Genomic DNA, 15,144 nt, shown 5'->3' on the forward strand with positions numbered 1-15,144 from the left:
GCGAAGTTGGACAGCCATCAGCAAGAGGCGCCAATGTCCACCAATCCCCTGATGAGCGAACCGGTCGAAGATCTCGCCAACCGCCTGGAAGCGATGACGGATGACGAGTTGTTCGAAACCATGAATGAGCTGGAAAAAGCGAGCGACAGAGCCGACCAAGACGCAATGGAGGAGGTTCTGTCCCGCATCGCTCTGACCGAAAGCGAAATCGAACGGCGCTATCCCGGCCGACTGCTGGCACCGTATCGCGAGTGGAAGCAAAGACAGCCGCTCCTGTGACTGTGACGGGTTTGCGCAATGCAAAAGAATAGACGGAGGTATAGATGAGCAGCTCTGAGACGACGACGGACCACAAGAAGATCCGCAAATGGGCGGAGGACAGGGAAGGCAGGCCGGCTGCTATCCGAACCGGCGGCAAAGGCGGCGTCCTGCGCATCGATTTCGGAGAGAAGGAAGAGGAATTCGACGAGATCGGCTGGGACGAATTCTTCAAGATCTTCGACGAAAACAAACTTGCCTTTCTCTACCAGGATAAGACCAAAGACGGGAAGACAAGCCGCTTCAACAAATTCGTCGAGCGTGACTGAACGCCCTCACGCGGCGATCGATCGCCGCGTTCCTGCCGAGGGCCGTTGTCATTTGCGACCAGAGCCCGGCTCCGCCATCTTCGAATGCTGGTGGGCGAGCACGCTCGCCGGCGTGACGTTGGCAACGGCGGCCTGGAGCTTGTTCTTCCAGCCGCTGACGACATCGCCTTCGCCGTCCATCATCGCGTCATATCCGATGCGTGCGACTTCGCCTGCGTCATCCTTTTTCGACTGGCCGATCGCCGTATCCAAAAGACCTGCCCGCTTGAAGAACTCGGTTTCCGTTGCTCCGGGCATGAGGCAACTGACGGTTACGCCGCAATCCTTCAATTCCTCGCGTAAGGCGAAAGAGAAGCTGTTGATGAAAGCCTTGGTGGCGTTATAGACGGCCTGGTAAGAGCCCGGCATGAAGCCGGCGATCGAACCTGTCAGCAGGATACGTCCCTCGCCGCGGCTCCGCATCTGGTTGCCGACGGCATGGATCAAGTGGATCGTTCCGGTAATGTTGGTTTCGACGACCTTGCGCGCCTCAGCGAAATCCTGGTCGAGGAAGGCCTTGCCGAGCCCGCGTCCCGCATTGGCCATCAACAGGTCCACCGACCGGCCGCTGGCGGTGATCCGTTCCACAAGCCGATCTACGCCTTGAGTTGTCGACAGGTCGGCCTCGACGGCCTCCACCGCGGTGCCGAACTCCTTGAGGTGGGCTGCGGCCTGATTGATCCGCTCCTCGTTGGCGGCGATGATGAGATCATAACCATCCTGGGCCGCGCATTTCGCCAGTTCGTAGCCGATGCCAGTGGAGGCGCCGGTGACGACGGCGAGGCCCTTGCCTCCTTGATTATCAGCCATCATGCTGCTCCTTCAGGGTTTGAGGACGACCTTGATGCATCCGTCCTGCTTGTCGCGGAACGTTTTGTAGAGGGAAGGCCCGTCTTCCAGCGAGCCGCGATGGGTAATGACGAAGGACGGATCGATGTCTCCTTTCTCGATACGTTCCATCAATATCGGCAAGTAATGCTGGACCGGTGTCTGGGCCATCCTGAAGGTCAGGCCGCGATTGATGGCCGAGCCCATCGGGATCTTGTCGAGAAAGCCGCCATAGACCCCGACGATCGAGACCGTGCCGAAGTTGCGGCAGCAATGGATCGCCTGACGCAGCACATGCGGCCGGTCGGTTCCCATGAACATTGCGACCTTGATGCGGTCGAGGCGCGAATCCCAACTGGCGGCTGCCTCGGCCTCGGTTCCTACCGCGTCGATGCAGGCATCTGCGCCGCGCCCATCGGTCAAATCCATGATCTGGTCGTAGACATCCTTGTCCATGAAATCGAGTGTGATCGCTCCGGCAGCTTGTGCAAGCGCAAGCCGCTCGGGCACCGCATCGATGGCGATTACCCTTTCGGCGCCGAGCAGGAAGGCGGAGCGGATCGCCATCTGACCGACCGGGCCGCAGCCCCAGATCGCGATCGTATCGCCAGGCTGAATATTGCAGAACTCCGCGGCCATGTAGCCGGTCGGGAAAATGTCCGAAAGGAAAAGCACCTGATCGTCGGAGAGCCCGTCCGGCACCTTGATCGGACCGACATCGGCGTAGGGCACGCGCAGATATTCCGCCTGTCCGCCGGCATAACCGCCGAGTAGATGCGAATAGCCGAATAATCCGGCCGGCGAATTGCCCCACATCTTCGTGACTTTCGAGCGATCCGGGTTGGAGCGCTCGCAGCCCGAATAAAGACCGCGTTTGCAGAAAAAACATTCGCCGCAGGAAATTGTGAAGGGGACAACGACACGATCGCCGACCTTGAGTTTGGTGTTGTCTCTGCCGACCTCCACGACCTCGCCCATGGTCTCGTGGCCCATGACGTCGCCGCTGTGCATTTCCGGCACGACACCGTCATAAAGATGCAGATCGGACCCGCAGATCGCGCAGGCAGTGACCTTGATGATGGCATCCCGGCCGTCTTCAATCCTAGGATCGGGCACGCTCTCGCAGCGGATATCATGCTTGCCGTGCCAGGTCAGAGCTCTCACGTTTTTTCTCCTCGGCGCTCGTCGATGGCGCTCCAACCTCAGCTTCTGCGAAATGTTCCCGTTGTTTGCGGCTCCTGATCGGAGCCCCGAGGAGTTCGGAACAGAGGCTCGCGGTACGAGTTCGTCCTGAGGATGCAGGCACGGCAAATCCGCCGCAGCGTCCGGCTCGAACCACAAAGCTTCCCATCACGAAGGAGCAAATCATGACTTCGCCCAAACACGCAAAGACCACCAAACCAAGCGACCTCGACCTGTCGAACGACCCAGGTATCGGCCGCTCCCGCGGCATCGTATCTCCACCTGAGGACGAGGCGATGCAGGCCGAAAATACTGTCGAAGGCGATGCCGCCAACGATACGACGACCCAGGGGGGTGTCGACCCGCGCCGCCGCGGACGGACCAACAAATAGCCGCCGCCCTCGGTTGACCGCCGTCAAAGCTCGAGTAAGGCGTAAGCTTTGCCGGTCGGCTTCTCGACATGGGCCGCGACATTGTAGACCGGGGCGCCGCCCGGTGTGCGGCCCTCATAGGATCCACGATGGGCATGGCCGTGCACGACGGCGTTCACGCGAAACCGGTCGATGGTTTCCGCAAGCCGCGAGGAGCCCAGAAAGGGATAGATTTCCAACGGCTCACCTGCAACGGTTTCGGCGATCGGGGCATAGTGCAGCACGACGAGGGAGCGATCGGAACGCACCTGCCGCATTGCGTTTTCCAGCCGCATCGATTCCTCGACGCTCTCGGCGACCATCGCCTTGATGGCGGTTTCGCCGAAGGAGCCGAGCATATGGCGCCCGAAGCCGCCGGCAAAACCCTTGACGCCAACGAAACCGACACCGGCGATCTCGGCTGCATGGCCGTTCAGCAATTTCACGCCGGCATCGGTCAGAATTTTGCAGACGTCCTCGACTTGACCGCTTTCATGATCGTGATTGCCGAGGACGGCGACCGTCGGCACCGTGCAATGCCTGAGATCGATAGCGAGCAATTCGGCCTCCTTCGGCCGGCCGAGTTCGGTCAGGTCGCCGGCAATGACCAGGACATCGGCGACCAGTGAAATTTCGGCAAACAGATCCTTGTAGGATTTTGCGCCGTCCTCAGTCATATGCAGGTCGGCCACTGCCGCAACCTTCACGCTCTTTCGCTGATCATCCATCGCATTTCTCCTAATCGCCTCTGAGTTCACCTTCGCCACCGACATCGGCAAAACCCCATTCCTTCACGTCGATCTCGAAATCGACGCGGGAATACATCCGTCCGCGGCATATTTTCATCTGCGGCAGTGGCAATTCCTGCTGTGCCTTCAGCCGGTCCAGAAGCTCCTCCAGCAGCCACCGGGGAATCTTGTCCCGCTCGGTCGGGTAGATCCATCTAAAATTGAGAATGTGGATGAGAAGCACCTCCCAATGGACTTCGAGATAAGCGAGCAGCTTGCGCCAGTCGATGGCATCATGTGCCTTCAAGATGACATGCGCGACATCGGCACCATCGTAGCGATGTCGCAGCTGGACAAAGCATTTCGACCAGACCAGCTCGGTCGGGCTGACGATCCTGACCGTGTGACCGCACATTTCGACCTTTCGCGCATCCTCGAACCAGTCGTCGCCGACCGGCATGGTTCCGTTGGATGAAGCAAAGATGACGTCGAAGAAGTGGGGGCCCTTCAGCACTTTCCCGAGCCAGCGTTCGTCTTCGACTTCGACCGTATAGCCCTTCGATTTGAAGTGGCCCAAGATGCGCGCATAGTCGCCGGCCTTGCAAAATATGTCGAAATCCTTCGTCTGGCGGGAGATGCCGGTGTAGGCGCAGACGGCGTAGGTGCCGGCGACGAGAAAAGGAATGCGGGATTTGACGAGCTCCTCAACGACTTCGGTGACGAACGGCTCGGCGGCGGGATCGATGAGCTGCGGGACCGCCTTTGCCTTGATCAGCACATCATTGTCTCTGCCCTTTCCGGCTGTTCGCACGGTCATCGTCGATTCCTGTGTTTGATACGCAAAGCAACACCTGGAGCGGTTCAATGTTCCGGCCTGTCGCTGAAGGCGGCGGCCTTGACGTGAGAGCTGTTTGTCATGCCCGCCCGATTAGCCCGGAACTTCGCTATCTCCGTGTCGTTTGGACCATGAGACGCGTGCCGCGTCTCCAGAAGGCCCCGGATGCTGATTGGAGGATGTCATGGACAGACGAGCGAAGATATCGACCGGCGCGAACGACAGACCGAGAAACGAAACCATTGCCGGAAGCGGCCCGGGTATTCCCGACGACAGCGGCCGCATGGTTGAGCTGACGGACGAGGAAATCAAACGCACGAAAGCTTCGCTGTTGCGCGATCGGTTCGACAATCGCAAGGACGAGCTCGATGAACAGATCGATCTTCCGCAAAGGGGCGCGCCGTGACCGAGGTGAGGAAAGTCGGTCCTTCCGCCACGGGTTCAGGCTTCGACGATGAAAGGCCGCCATGGCGAATGATGATATTCGTCATCACTATCTTTCTCATCGCTTGTCTGATTGCTCTGGCTTTCGTGCTGACGACACATCCGGGTGAACCCGATGAGAAATCACCCACGCCGGCTACGGAGCAGGCACGATGAGCGACGGGGATAAAGATCCTGTTCAGCGACCATCATCTTCTTCGGCAGGCAAACGCACCAGGCTCAATGCTGGCAGAATTGCACTCATCCTGGTCGGCACGGTCGGCGTGGTTGCATTCATCCTCTATGCGACGATCGTCTTCTACGGCCTTATCACTGGTTCATGAGATCGTATCCGCCTGCTGGTAGATGCGGTCGATCACCTCCGCGACCGCGACGAACTCTTGAGCGGCAGGATGGTGGCGCTGACCTCGGGCTAGTCTCCTCACCCAATCGACGGCGGCTCGTCCGCCCCATTCCTCTGGCGGCTCGGCCAGGGTTTGGCGGGACGTGCCGGATAGCTTTGCAGCGGTGAAGTCATAGAACGATCCGTCGACATTTCTGAATGAGGCGCCTCCTTCCGTTCCGAAGAAATCGGCGCCGATCACGGCGTCGCAGCCGGCCTGAAGTCGCCACGACGAAGTCACGCGCACCACTTGACCGCCGGAGAGTGTGAGAGTCGCCGCGGCAAAGTCCTCGACGGAGCGGCTTTCCCCCAGGCGGTTTCCGCCGGCTCTCAACTCGCTCGTGACGGTCGCGACGGATGGGAAATCGAGACACCATAAGACGAGGTCGATCAGATGAACCCCGAGATCGATAAGGCAGCCGCCGCCGGACAGTGTCTTGTCGTAGAACCAGGCCTTGTCGGGACCATAGGCGTTATGGAAAGTCAGGTCCGCCGCGAATACCTTTCCAAGTGCACCGGAGCGGATGAGCTCACGGATCTGCCGCATGCCTTCCGTATGGCGATAGGAAAGGTCGACCCCAAGCAATCTGTTCGCCGCCCTGGAGGCATCGACGACAGCCCTGACTTCCGATGCCGTTCGCCCGAGCGGCTTCTGGCAAAAGACGGCAACCCCGGCCTCAAGCGCGCGGATGGACTGCGCGGCATGGCTGGCGCTCGGCGTGGCAATGACTATGCCGTCGAGCGGCTGATCGAGCAGCTCCTCCAGATCGGCGGCGATCACGGCATCGGGTGCAAGGGCACAGGCCTCGCGCATCATCTCGGTCGACGGGTCGGCAATGGCGACGGCCTCTGCAAAGCCGCTGTCGAGCACCGCTTTCATGCGCTGCCGGCCGATCCAACCGACGCCGAGAAAACCGAGCTTCACCTGTTTGAGGGCGGTCGCCGTCTGTGCCGAAACCAGCTCATTCATCAATATTGCACCAAGGCTTTCAGGAAACCGTCAGGACGGTCGCGTGTGGTATTCAGTGCCTCGCCGAGCCGCTCCAGGGGATAGATGTGCGTATAGAGCGGCTGGGGGTCGATCCTGCCTTGGCGCACCGCTTCTATCGCCTCGCGAATGCCCCTCATATAGACAGCGGGATCACGCTCGTGAGCGTTGATGACATCGAGCCCGCGCCAGTTCCAGAGCTGCATGTTCACCTGGCGAGGGCCGTCCTGGTGATAGCCGGCGATCACAAGCCGGCCCCGCTCCTTGGCAAGCTCGCCCGCCAGGTCGAGCGGCCATTGTTTGCCTACAGCTTCGATGACGCAGTCGCAGAAACATCCGTCCGTCAGCGTCCTGACGTCCTCGATGATGCGCCAGTGATCGTCCATCGGGATGACCTCGGCAGAGCCCATCCTTTTTGCGACCTCGAGTGAATAGGACCGCCGAGAGATGGCGATCACCCTTGCTCCCGCTGCCGCGGCGAGCCGGGTCAGGAGGGCGCCAATAAAACCAACGCCGATGATGGCGACGGTCTGGCCGCTTTTGATACCGCTGCGGCCGAAGATGTTCATGGCGCATCCAAGCGGCTCCCCCGGAAACGGCTGACCATCCAATTCCCTTGGCAGCACGGCAACCATCGAGGCATCCGCGAGGTCGTGCGTGGCGTAGGCATGATAGGATAGCGCCGCGACCCGGTCTCCCTTTTGCAGGTTGGTGACGCCGTCGCCTATGGCGTCCACGACACCCCAGCCCTCGTGGCCGAGACCGCCTGCCTCGGTCGGAAACGTCATCCACTCCGGCCCGGCCCAGGGCGTGAGGTTCGAAGCGCAGACGCCACAGCCTTCCAGTCTCACCCTCACTTGGCCCGGCCCCGGTTCCGGCAGGGCACGAGTCTCGACCGAAACATGTCCGGGACCGGTCACGATTGCCGCCCGCATCAGCTCGCCCGCGGGCCTCGCCGCAATGTTCATGGGATGTCCTCCAAGGTGGCGTCCATCGAACCCGTGAGGCCCGCGAAGAGTTCCCGATGGAGGTCAAAGAAGTCAAAGATGATGAAGTCAATAAAGATGTCATTGATGCAGGAACTTTTCTATCCACGCTCGGTTCGGCCGCTATCTCCGAAGCAATTTCTTCAACCGGACGGATCCAATAATGACGATCTTGATAACAGGAGGGTGCGGCTTCATCGGCCGCCATGTTGCTGAAGAACTTCTGCAAAGCGGCTATGAGGTGCGCGTCCTCGATGCCTTGATCGACCAAGTGCATGCCGACGCCGAGCTTGTCGTGCCGGAGGGTGCCGAGGTCATTCGCGGCGACGTCAGGGACAAGGACGCGGTGCGCGCGGCGCTCGCGAATGTCGATGGCGTTATTCATCTTGCCGCCGAAGTCGGCGTCGGACAATCAATGTATGAAATTGCCCGCTACGTCGGCTGCAACGACCTCGGAACGGCGGTGCTGCTCGAAGCCATGATCGGCATGCCTGTCCGAAAGATCGTCGTCGCTTCCTCCATGAGCGTTTATGGAGAAGGGCTTTATCTGACCGGGGACGGCAGACGGCTCGGCTATGTCAGGCGGCGAAGCCACCATATCAAGCGTGGCCAATGGGATCCGCTCGGCCCGGATGACGAGCCGTTGACGCCCGTCGCCACCGACGAGGAGAAGCCGGTCGATCTGGCTTCGATCTACGCCTTGACAAAATATGCCCAGGAAAAGCAGGTCCTGATCTTCGGCGAAGCCTATGGCCTGGATGCCGTCGCGCTGCGACTTTTCAACGTGTTCGGCGCCGGCCAGGCCCTTTCCAACCCCTATACCGGCGTGCTCGCAAATTTCGGCTCGCGCCTCGCCAACCGGCAGCCGCCGATGATCTTCGAGGATGGCAAGCAGCGGCGCGATTTCGTCCATGTGCGCGACGTGGCGAGGGCCTTCCGGCTGGCTCTGGAGAAGCCCGCGGCATCGGGCCACGTGATCAACATCGGCAGCGGCCTGGCCTATTCAATTGCCGACGTCGCAATGCTTCTTGCCGACGCGATGGGCGTGCCGGAGATCGCTCCCGATATCATGAACAAGGCGCGTTCCGGCGACATCCGCAATTGCTTTGCCGATATCTCCAAGGCACGTGAACTGCTCGGCTTCGAGCCGAAATGCCATCTCGAAAATTCGCTCGCTCCTTTCGTTGACTGGGTCCGGCAGACAGGAGCGATCGACCGCGGCGCCGAGATGAAGCGGCAACTGGAAGAACGAGGGCTGGTTTCATGAACAGGGCCGGCTCTCGAGCATCCAGCCAGCGGGAGACTCGGCGCTTCGGATTCGTCGAATGGTTCCGACCGGGAGAACATGAGCGGACCGAGACCCTACTGCCGGATATACTGGCGAGCGGCGCGAGTTATCTCAGGACACATCTATCCTGGGCCGAATATCTGGCGCCGGGCGGACAGGAATGGTTCGACTGGTTCATTCCACGCGTCGGCAGCGAAATCGATCTTCTGCCCTGCATCCACTACACGCCGCCATGCCTTTCCAGGACGGGGAAGTCTTCAGGCGCGCCGCTCGATCTCAAATCCTACGCCGACTTCGTCGATCATATCCTGACGCGCTACGGCGGCTATTTCCGCCACATCGAGCTCTGGAACGAACCAAACAATCTGCTCGATTGGGATTGGCGCCAGGACAGCGATTTTCTGCTCTTCTGCGAGATGGTCGGCGGTGCCGCCTATTGGGCCAAGCAGCGAGGCTACAAACCGGTGCTCGGCGGCCCGTGCCCTTTCGATCCCTATTGGCTCAACCTGATGGGCACGCGCGGCGTGCTCGGTGTCGTCGATGCCGTCGGCTTCCACGGCTTCCCCGGGACCTGGGACAGTGAGGAAGCAACGTGGGGCGGTTGGGACATGCATCTCGGCGAGATGCGCGGGATCATCGATCGCTATAATGCCGAAGCCGAAATTTGGATTACCGAAACCGGCTATTCGACCTGGCGCAATGACGAGATCGAACAGGCACGGCGCTTCATCAAGGCGCTCAACGTCCGGGCCGACCGCATCTATTGGTATTCATGGGGCGATGTGCCGCCGGATGTGCCGGTTCAGGAAGGTCTGTGGTTCGATCCGCGGCACTATCATCTCGGCGCAGTCACCCACGACAATAAGCCGAAGCTGCTTGCCCGCCTTCTGATGGAGGGAGGCATCAACAGGCTGGAGGAGGTCGCGGCGCTCGCTGCGCCCCATCTCGCCTCCGATGCCGCGCCGGTTGTCGTGACCGGCGGCAGCGGATTCGTCGGATCCAATCTCGCCGACAGTCTGTTGAACGACGGTGAAGACGTCATTATTCTCGACAATCTGGGACGGTCGGGCGTCGATCAGAACCTCACATGGCTGATCGAACGGCATGGAGCACGGGTGCATCCGGTTCTTGCCGATGTTCGCGACCTGGTGGGGATCGAAGCGGCCTTCAAGGATGCCAAAGCCGTCTTCCACTATGCCGCGCAGACAGCCGTGACCACCAGCCTCGCCGATCCGCTGCAAGATTTCGAAACCAATGCCCGCGGTACGCTCAATGTGTTGGAATCCGTCCGCAAGGCAGGCCGGCGGGCGCCGGTCATCTTCGCAAGCACCAACAAGGTTTATGGTGCTCTGGACGATCTGCGGATGGTCGAGCTTGATGATCGCTATGTCCCCGAAGATGAGATCGTGCGGGCGCAAGGCATTGCCGAGAATCGGCCGCTTGATTTCTGCACACCCTACGGGTGCTCTAAGGGTGTCGCCGACCAATATATCCTCGACTATGCGAAGTCCTACGGCATACCGGCTGCCGTCCTGCGCATGAGCTGCATCTATGGACCGCGTCAATTCGGCACCGAGGACCAAGGCTGGGTGGCGCATTTCCTCATCCGTGCGCTTGGCGGCGAAGCCATTTCGGTCTACGGCAGCGGCAAGCAGGTTCGGGACATCCTGCATGTGGATGATGCAATGGCCGCCTACCGCCTGCTGCTCGCTAATATCGATCGGCTCGCCGGCAATGCCTTCAACCTCGGAGGAGGCCCGTCCAATGCGGTCAGCGTCCTCGCGGTGCTGCGCGAGATCGAAGAGCTTACGGGATATTCTGTTGAAACGAATTTCGGCCCATGGCGGGCGGGCGATCAGTTCTATTTCGTCGCCAATACCGGAAAACTTGAAAACGAGATCGGCTGGAAGGCGGGCGTCGGATGGCGAGACGGTCTGCGACACCTCGCTGAATGGCTGATCGCCAATCGTTTCGGCGGTCGGCGAATCCGCAGTGAAAAGCGGAAGGCGCGTCGCATGACCGGACAGAACGGGCACAGCCGTGTGATGATGACGCTCGATGCCGTTGGTGGCGTCTGGCGTTACGCCATGGATTTGGCGGCAGCCCTGAAGGCGAAGCATATCGAGGTTGTCTTCGCCGGCTTTGGTCCCATGCCCGCGGAGGAAAAAATTGCCGAGGCTAGGCGGCTTGGTAAACTCGTCTGGCTGGACGCTCCGCTCGATTGGATGGTGCAGGACGAAAAGTCTGTTGCCGAAGTGCCGCGCCTCATCGCCGATCTCGCCCGTCGCGAAAAGGCCGATCTTCTGCATCTCAATTTGCCGTCGCAGGCCGCGGACCTGCAAACGGAGCTGCCGGTAATTGTGGTGTGCCATTCCTGTGTCGTGACCTGGTTCGCCGCCGTACGCGGCACCGAGGTGCCGCCGAACTGGCAATGGCAATATCGGCTGAACCAGGCAGGCTTCGCCCGCGCAGACGCTGTAATTGCGCCGAGTCGCAGCCAAGCGGAGGCGATGGAAGCGGCCTATGGACCGATCCAGAACCTTCACGTTGTTTATAATTCGAGCGCGCTCGTTGCTTCCGATGAGCCCAAACGGAACTTCGTTCTCGCCGCCGGCCGCTGGTGGGATGAGGGAAAAAACGGCGCCGCGCTGGATGCGGCCGCAGCCTTGACACGCTGGCGGGTGCTGGCGGTGGGTGCCAACGGTGGTCCCAATGTTCAATACCAGCCGTTCCGCCACGCCGACCATCAAGGCGAGCTTTCCCATGAGCGGACGAAGATCCTGATGCGGCAGGCGGCTGTCGTGGCGTCACCCTCCCTCTACGAGCCCTTCGGGCTCGCGGCCCTGGAAGCGGCAAGGGCGGGCGCGGCTTTGGTGCTCTCCGATATCCCCACTTATCGCGAGATATGGAAAGGTGCTGCCCTGTTTGCGGATCCGCGGCATCCGAACGCTTTCGCGGAGGCCTTCAACAGTCTTGCCGAGGATCCGCAACAGCGTGTCGCGCTCGGCCTGGCGGCGCGCCGGCAATCTGCCCGCTTCAACCTCGCGGCGCAGGCGCAGGCCATGTGCGGGATCTATTCCGGCATATCCGGCCGCACCTTCTCGACAGCAGCGGAGTGATCATGAAATTCGTTTTTTATACCCACTCGCTAATTTCCGACTGGAACCATGGCAACGCGCATTTCCTTCGAGGCGTCATGCGCGATCTCCAGCGGCGCGGTCATGAGACGCTGGCATTGGAGCCGGAGGATGCCTGGAGCCGCACCAACCTTTTGAGGGATCAAGGCCCGGCTGCGGTCGAGAAGTTCCATGCGGCCTTTCCGCAGCACCGCTCGCAGATCTACGCCAGGGACTTCGATCATGAAGCAGCACTGGCCGATGCTGATGTGGTGATCGTCCACGAATGGACGGACCCGCAGCTGGTCGAACGTCTCGGCTGCATCCGGCGCAATGGCGCGGCCTTTACCCTGCTCTTCCATGACACGCATCATCGGGCGGTTTCCGCTGAAGGCGATATCGCGGCGCTTATACTCGAGGACTATGACGGCGTGCTGGCCTTCGGGCAGACGTTGCGCGAACGTTATCTTCGCGCCGGCTGGGGCAAGTCTGTATTTGTCTGGCACGAGGCGGCGGACGAGGTCCTGTTTCGGCCGATGCCCGAGATCGAAAGAATCGGAGATCTCATCTGGATCGGCAACTGGGGCGATGATGAGCGCTCCGCCGAGATCGCCGAATTCCTGATCCGCCCGGCAATGGAGCTCGGCCTGAAGACGACGGTTCGCGGGGTCCGTTATCCCGATCATGCACTCGATGCCCTGCGCGCTGCCGGCATCGCTTACGGCGGATGGATCGCCAACGCCGATGTCCCCGTCGCCTTTGCCCGCCACAAGGTCACGGTGCACATTCCGCGCCGGCCATATGTCGAGCACCTGCCGGGCATCCCTACGATCCGGGTCTTCGAGGCGCTCGCTTGTGGCATTCCCCTGATCTCGGCGCCCTGGGACGACGCCGAGCACCTATTTGCGGCGGGCACCGACTACCTTGTCGTTCGCGACGGCGCGGAGATGAAGAAAAGCCTGCGTGAGCTTCTGTGCGATGCCGACCGGGCGGCGAGCCTGACGGCCGCCGGCCTGGAGACCATCAAGGCTCGCCACACCTGCCGGCACCGCGTCGACGAACTTTTCACGATCCTGGCGCACTGCGGCAGCAAGAGGGTTGCGCAGGATCTGCACTCTCGGGAGGCAGCCGAATGAAAATCGCCTTTTACGGTTCGAGTCTCGTCTCCGCCTACTGGAATGGGGCTGCCACCTATTATCGCGGTCTGTTGCGAGCCCTGGCGGCGAAAGGATACGACATCACTTTCTACGAGCCCGATGTCTACGATCGGCAGAAGCACCGCGACATTGATCCGCCGGACTGGTGCAAGGTCGTCGTTTATGACGGGACGATCGACGCCTTGAAGGCCGCTGCGAGCGAAGCGGCTGAGGCCGATATCGTCGTCAAGGCAAGCGGCGTCGGTTTCGAAGACGATCTGCTGCTGGAAGAGGTCCTTCGTAATGCGCAGACGCAGGCGCTGAAGATCTTCTGGGACGTCGACGCGCCCGCAACGCTCGCCGAACTGAAGGGATGTTCGGATCACCCGCTGCGGCGTGCACTCGCTGAAATCGATCTGGTGCTGACCTACGGCGGAGGCGACCCTGTCGTGACCGCGTACCGCTCGGTCGGGGCGGCAGACTGCGTGCCGATCTATAATGCGCTCGATCCGCAAACGCATCACCCGGTGCCGGAGGAGGGTCGTTTTACTGCCGATCTCGCTTTTCTCGGCAATCGTCTGCCGGACCGGGAGGCGCGAGTCGAGCACTTCTTCCTGGAGCCGGCGTTTCGCCTACCGGACCGCAACTTTCTGCTCGGCGGCTCGGGCTGGCAGGACAAGCCGATGTCCGCAAATGTCCGCTATATCGGCCATGTGCCGACAGGGGATCATAACGCTTTCAACGTAACCCCTATGGCGGTTCTCAACATCTCGCGCGCCAGCATGGCGGAAAACGGTTTCTCGCCTGCCACCCGGGTCTTCGAAGCGGCCGGCGCCGGCGCCTGCCTCATCACCGACCATTGGGAGGGTATCGAGCTTTTCCTCAAGCCCGGCGAAGAAGTGCTGGTCGCGCGCGACGGGCAGGATGTGGCTGCCTTGGTTGCGGCGTTATCCCGCCGGTCCGCGCAGGAGATCGGGCAGAGGGCGCGCATGCGCGTGCTCGCAGAGCACACCTATGTCAATCGTGCGGAGGTGGTGGACAAAATCTTCCGCGCGCGTCTCGGCGCGCGGATGGAGGCGGCCGAATGACGGAACCACTCGATATCGTCTTCCTCGGACTTTCACTTTCCTCCTCCTGGGGAAACGGTCATGCCACGACCTATCGCGCCCTCATCAAGGGTTTGCGGCAGGACGGCCACCGGATTCTGTTCCTTGAACGCGACGTGCCCTGGTACGCCAGTCATCGCGACCTCGTCTCGCCGGATTTCTGCGATCTCGCCTATTATACCGATATCGACGTCATGATCGGACTTCATGGAGACAGGCTGCGCGGGGCCGATGCCGTCGTCGTCGGATCCTATGTTCCGGACGGCGTCGCCCTCATTGACAAACTCGAAAGGCTCGGGCCGAAACGGTTCTGCTTTTACGACATCGACACGCCGGTCACCCTCGCAAAGCTCGACCGTGGCGATGAAGAATATCTGGCGCTGAGGCAGATCCTGCTGTTCGATGCCTATTTTTCCTTTTCCGGAGGGACGGTGTTGACCTTGTTGGAGCGCAGTTACGGTGCGCGGCGGGCGATCGCGCTCTACTGCTCCGTGGATGAGAGCCGCTATGCCGACACCTGCGAGCCCGACTGCTGGGATCTCGGCTACCTCGGGACATACAGCCAGGACAGGCAGCCGACACTTGAGCGCCTTCTTCTGGAGCCGGCGCGCCGACTGCCGTCCATGCGCTTTGTCGTTGCCGGACCGCGATATCCGGCTGATATCGACTGGCCGGCCAATGTGCAGCGTATCGAACACCTGGCGCCTGCCGCGCACGCAAGCTTTTACACGCGGCAACGGTTCACCTTGAACGTGACCCGCTCGGACATGATCGCTGCCGGCTGGTCTCCGAGCGTGCGCCTGTTCGAAGCCGCCGCCTGCGGAACGCCTGTTATCAGCGATTTCTGGCAGGGGCTGGACCAGTTGCTGCCGGATGGCGAAGCTTTGATCATCGCCCGCGGGCCGGAAGATGTCGTCGCAGTCCTGACTGAGCTTGCCGACAGCGAGCGTGTGGCAATCGCCGCTGCCGCCAGAAGACGCGTGATGGACGGCCATACCGGTCTCGCCCGTGCGAGCGAATTTGCCCGGACCCTTTCGGAGCTACCGGTAAATCCAGTTTACGAGCGTATCTCAGCCTGAAGGAGAGTAT

General features: G+C 61.0%; 17 protein-coding genes and 1 pseudogene. 12 read left to right on the forward strand and 6 right to left on the reverse strand.

Annotation, left to right across the window (positions count from 1 at the left end):
• The first annotated feature begins 33 nt into the window (after window positions 1–33).
• On the forward strand, window positions 34–279 hold the full coding sequence (locus N2597_RS23945) for a hypothetical protein (protein ID WP_106796924.1): 246 nt from the start codon (window positions 34–36) through the stop codon (window positions 277–279).
• 44 nt (window positions 280–323) lie between these two features.
• The gene (locus N2597_RS23950; protein WP_010043920.1) at window positions 324–587 is read left to right on the forward strand and encodes a hypothetical protein; all 264 of its coding nucleotides are present in this window, start codon (window positions 324–326) and stop codon (window positions 585–587) included.
• Between the two features lie 48 nt (window positions 588–635).
• On the opposite strand, the gene N2597_RS23955 is transcribed toward N2597_RS23950, so the two are convergent.
• Together N2597_RS23955 and N2597_RS23960 are read right to left on the reverse strand one after the other, a co-directional pair.
• Window positions 636–1,436 carry an SDR family NAD(P)-dependent oxidoreductase gene (locus N2597_RS23955; protein WP_096763289.1) on the reverse strand — a complete coding sequence of 267 codons (801 nt, stop codon included), beginning with the start codon at window positions 1,434–1,436 and terminating at the stop codon, window positions 636–638.
• 12 nt (window positions 1,437–1,448) lie between these two features.
• Entirely contained in the window at window positions 1,449–2,618 is a 1,170-nt protein-coding gene (locus tag N2597_RS23960) for a zinc-dependent alcohol dehydrogenase (protein ID WP_183595816.1), read from the reverse strand.
• Window positions 2,619–2,821: 203 nt separating this feature from the next.
• Between N2597_RS23960 and N2597_RS23965 the strand changes: the two genes are divergently transcribed.
• On the forward strand, window positions 2,822–3,028 hold the full coding sequence (locus N2597_RS23965) for a hypothetical protein (RefSeq protein ID WP_096763291.1): 207 nt from the start codon (window positions 2,822–2,824) through the stop codon (window positions 3,026–3,028).
• Window positions 3,029–3,051: 23 nt separating this feature from the next.
• On the opposite strand, the gene N2597_RS23970 is transcribed toward N2597_RS23965, so the two are convergent.
• Window positions 3,052–3,774 (reverse strand): metallophosphoesterase family protein, encoded by a 723-nt coding sequence (locus N2597_RS23970; protein ID WP_183595818.1) that lies wholly within the window; start codon window positions 3,772–3,774, stop codon window positions 3,052–3,054.
• Window positions 3,775–3,784: 10 nt separating this feature from the next.
• Window positions 3,785–4,591, reverse strand: coding sequence for a nucleotidyltransferase family protein (locus tag N2597_RS23975; protein WP_183595820.1), 807 nt, complete (start codon window positions 4,589–4,591; stop codon window positions 3,785–3,787).
• Window positions 4,592–4,793: 202 nt separating this feature from the next.
• On the opposite strand from N2597_RS23975, the gene N2597_RS23980 reads away from it, so the two are divergent.
• Both N2597_RS23980 and N2597_RS23985 read left to right on the forward strand, forming a co-directional pair.
• Window positions 4,794–5,015 (forward strand): hypothetical protein, encoded by a 222-nt coding sequence (locus tag N2597_RS23980; RefSeq protein ID WP_183595822.1) that lies wholly within the window; start codon window positions 4,794–4,796, stop codon window positions 5,013–5,015.
• Between the two features lie 190 nt (window positions 5,016–5,205).
• Window positions 5,206–5,376: a hypothetical protein gene (locus N2597_RS23985; protein WP_010045800.1), complete on the forward strand. Its 171-nt coding sequence runs from the start codon at window positions 5,206–5,208 to the stop codon at window positions 5,374–5,376.
• Here the strand turns inward: N2597_RS23985 and N2597_RS23990 are convergent.
• Together N2597_RS23990 and N2597_RS23995 are read right to left on the reverse strand one after the other, a co-directional pair.
• Window positions 5,371–6,405, reverse strand: coding sequence for a Gfo/Idh/MocA family protein (locus N2597_RS23990; protein ID WP_183595824.1), 1,035 nt, complete (start codon window positions 6,403–6,405; stop codon window positions 5,371–5,373). The genes N2597_RS23985 and N2597_RS23990 overlap by 6 nt on opposite strands.
• Window positions 6,405–7,391 carry an MDR/zinc-dependent alcohol dehydrogenase-like family protein gene (locus N2597_RS23995; protein ID WP_183595826.1) on the reverse strand — a complete coding sequence of 329 codons (987 nt, stop codon included), beginning with the start codon at window positions 7,389–7,391 and terminating at the stop codon, window positions 6,405–6,407. Before N2597_RS23995 ends, N2597_RS23990 begins: the two co-directional genes overlap by 1 nt.
• Window positions 7,392–7,447: 56 nt before the next feature.
• On the opposite strand from N2597_RS23995, the gene N2597_RS24000 reads away from it, so the two are divergent.
• The 7 genes and pseudogenes from N2597_RS24000 to N2597_RS24030 all read left to right on the forward strand — a co-directional run bounded on the left by N2597_RS24000 (window position 7,448) and on the right by N2597_RS24030 (window position 15,134).
• Window positions 7,448–7,573, forward strand: a complete 126-nt coding sequence (locus N2597_RS24000; protein WP_010054990.1) for a hypothetical protein — start codon at window positions 7,448–7,450, stop codon at window positions 7,571–7,573.
• Window positions 7,573–8,676, forward strand: a complete 1,104-nt coding sequence (locus N2597_RS24005; RefSeq protein WP_183595828.1) for an NAD-dependent epimerase/dehydratase family protein — start codon at window positions 7,573–7,575, stop codon at window positions 8,674–8,676. The genes N2597_RS24000 and N2597_RS24005 overlap by 1 nt, the downstream gene beginning before the upstream one ends.
• Window positions 8,673–10,703: pseudogene (locus N2597_RS24010) on the forward strand (NAD-dependent epimerase/dehydratase family protein); the annotation flags it as partial. The gene N2597_RS24005 and the pseudogene N2597_RS24010, both read left to right, overlap by 4 nt.
• A gap of 42 nt (window positions 10,704–10,745) precedes the next feature.
• Window positions 10,746–11,816, forward strand: coding sequence for a glycosyltransferase family 4 protein (locus N2597_RS24015; RefSeq protein ID WP_183596236.1), 1,071 nt, complete (start codon window positions 10,746–10,748; stop codon window positions 11,814–11,816).
• 2 nt (window positions 11,817–11,818) lie between these two features.
• Window positions 11,819–12,949, forward strand: a complete 1,131-nt coding sequence (locus tag N2597_RS24020) for a CgeB family protein (protein ID WP_183595832.1) — start codon at window positions 11,819–11,821, stop codon at window positions 12,947–12,949.
• Window positions 12,946–14,037, forward strand: a complete 1,092-nt coding sequence (locus tag N2597_RS24025; RefSeq protein ID WP_096763299.1) for a CgeB family protein — start codon at window positions 12,946–12,948, stop codon at window positions 14,035–14,037. The genes N2597_RS24020 and N2597_RS24025 overlap by 4 nt, the downstream gene beginning before the upstream one ends.
• On the forward strand, window positions 14,034–15,134 hold the full coding sequence (locus tag N2597_RS24030) for a CgeB family protein (RefSeq protein ID WP_183595834.1): 1,101 nt from the start codon (window positions 14,034–14,036) through the stop codon (window positions 15,132–15,134). Before N2597_RS24025 ends, N2597_RS24030 begins: the two co-directional genes overlap by 4 nt.
• Window positions 15,135–15,144: the final 10 nt, after the last annotated feature.

The organism is Rhizobium sophoriradicis (genome assembly GCF_025200795.1).
GTDB classification, from domain to species: Bacteria; Pseudomonadota; Alphaproteobacteria; order Rhizobiales; family Rhizobiaceae; genus Rhizobium; species Rhizobium sophoriradicis.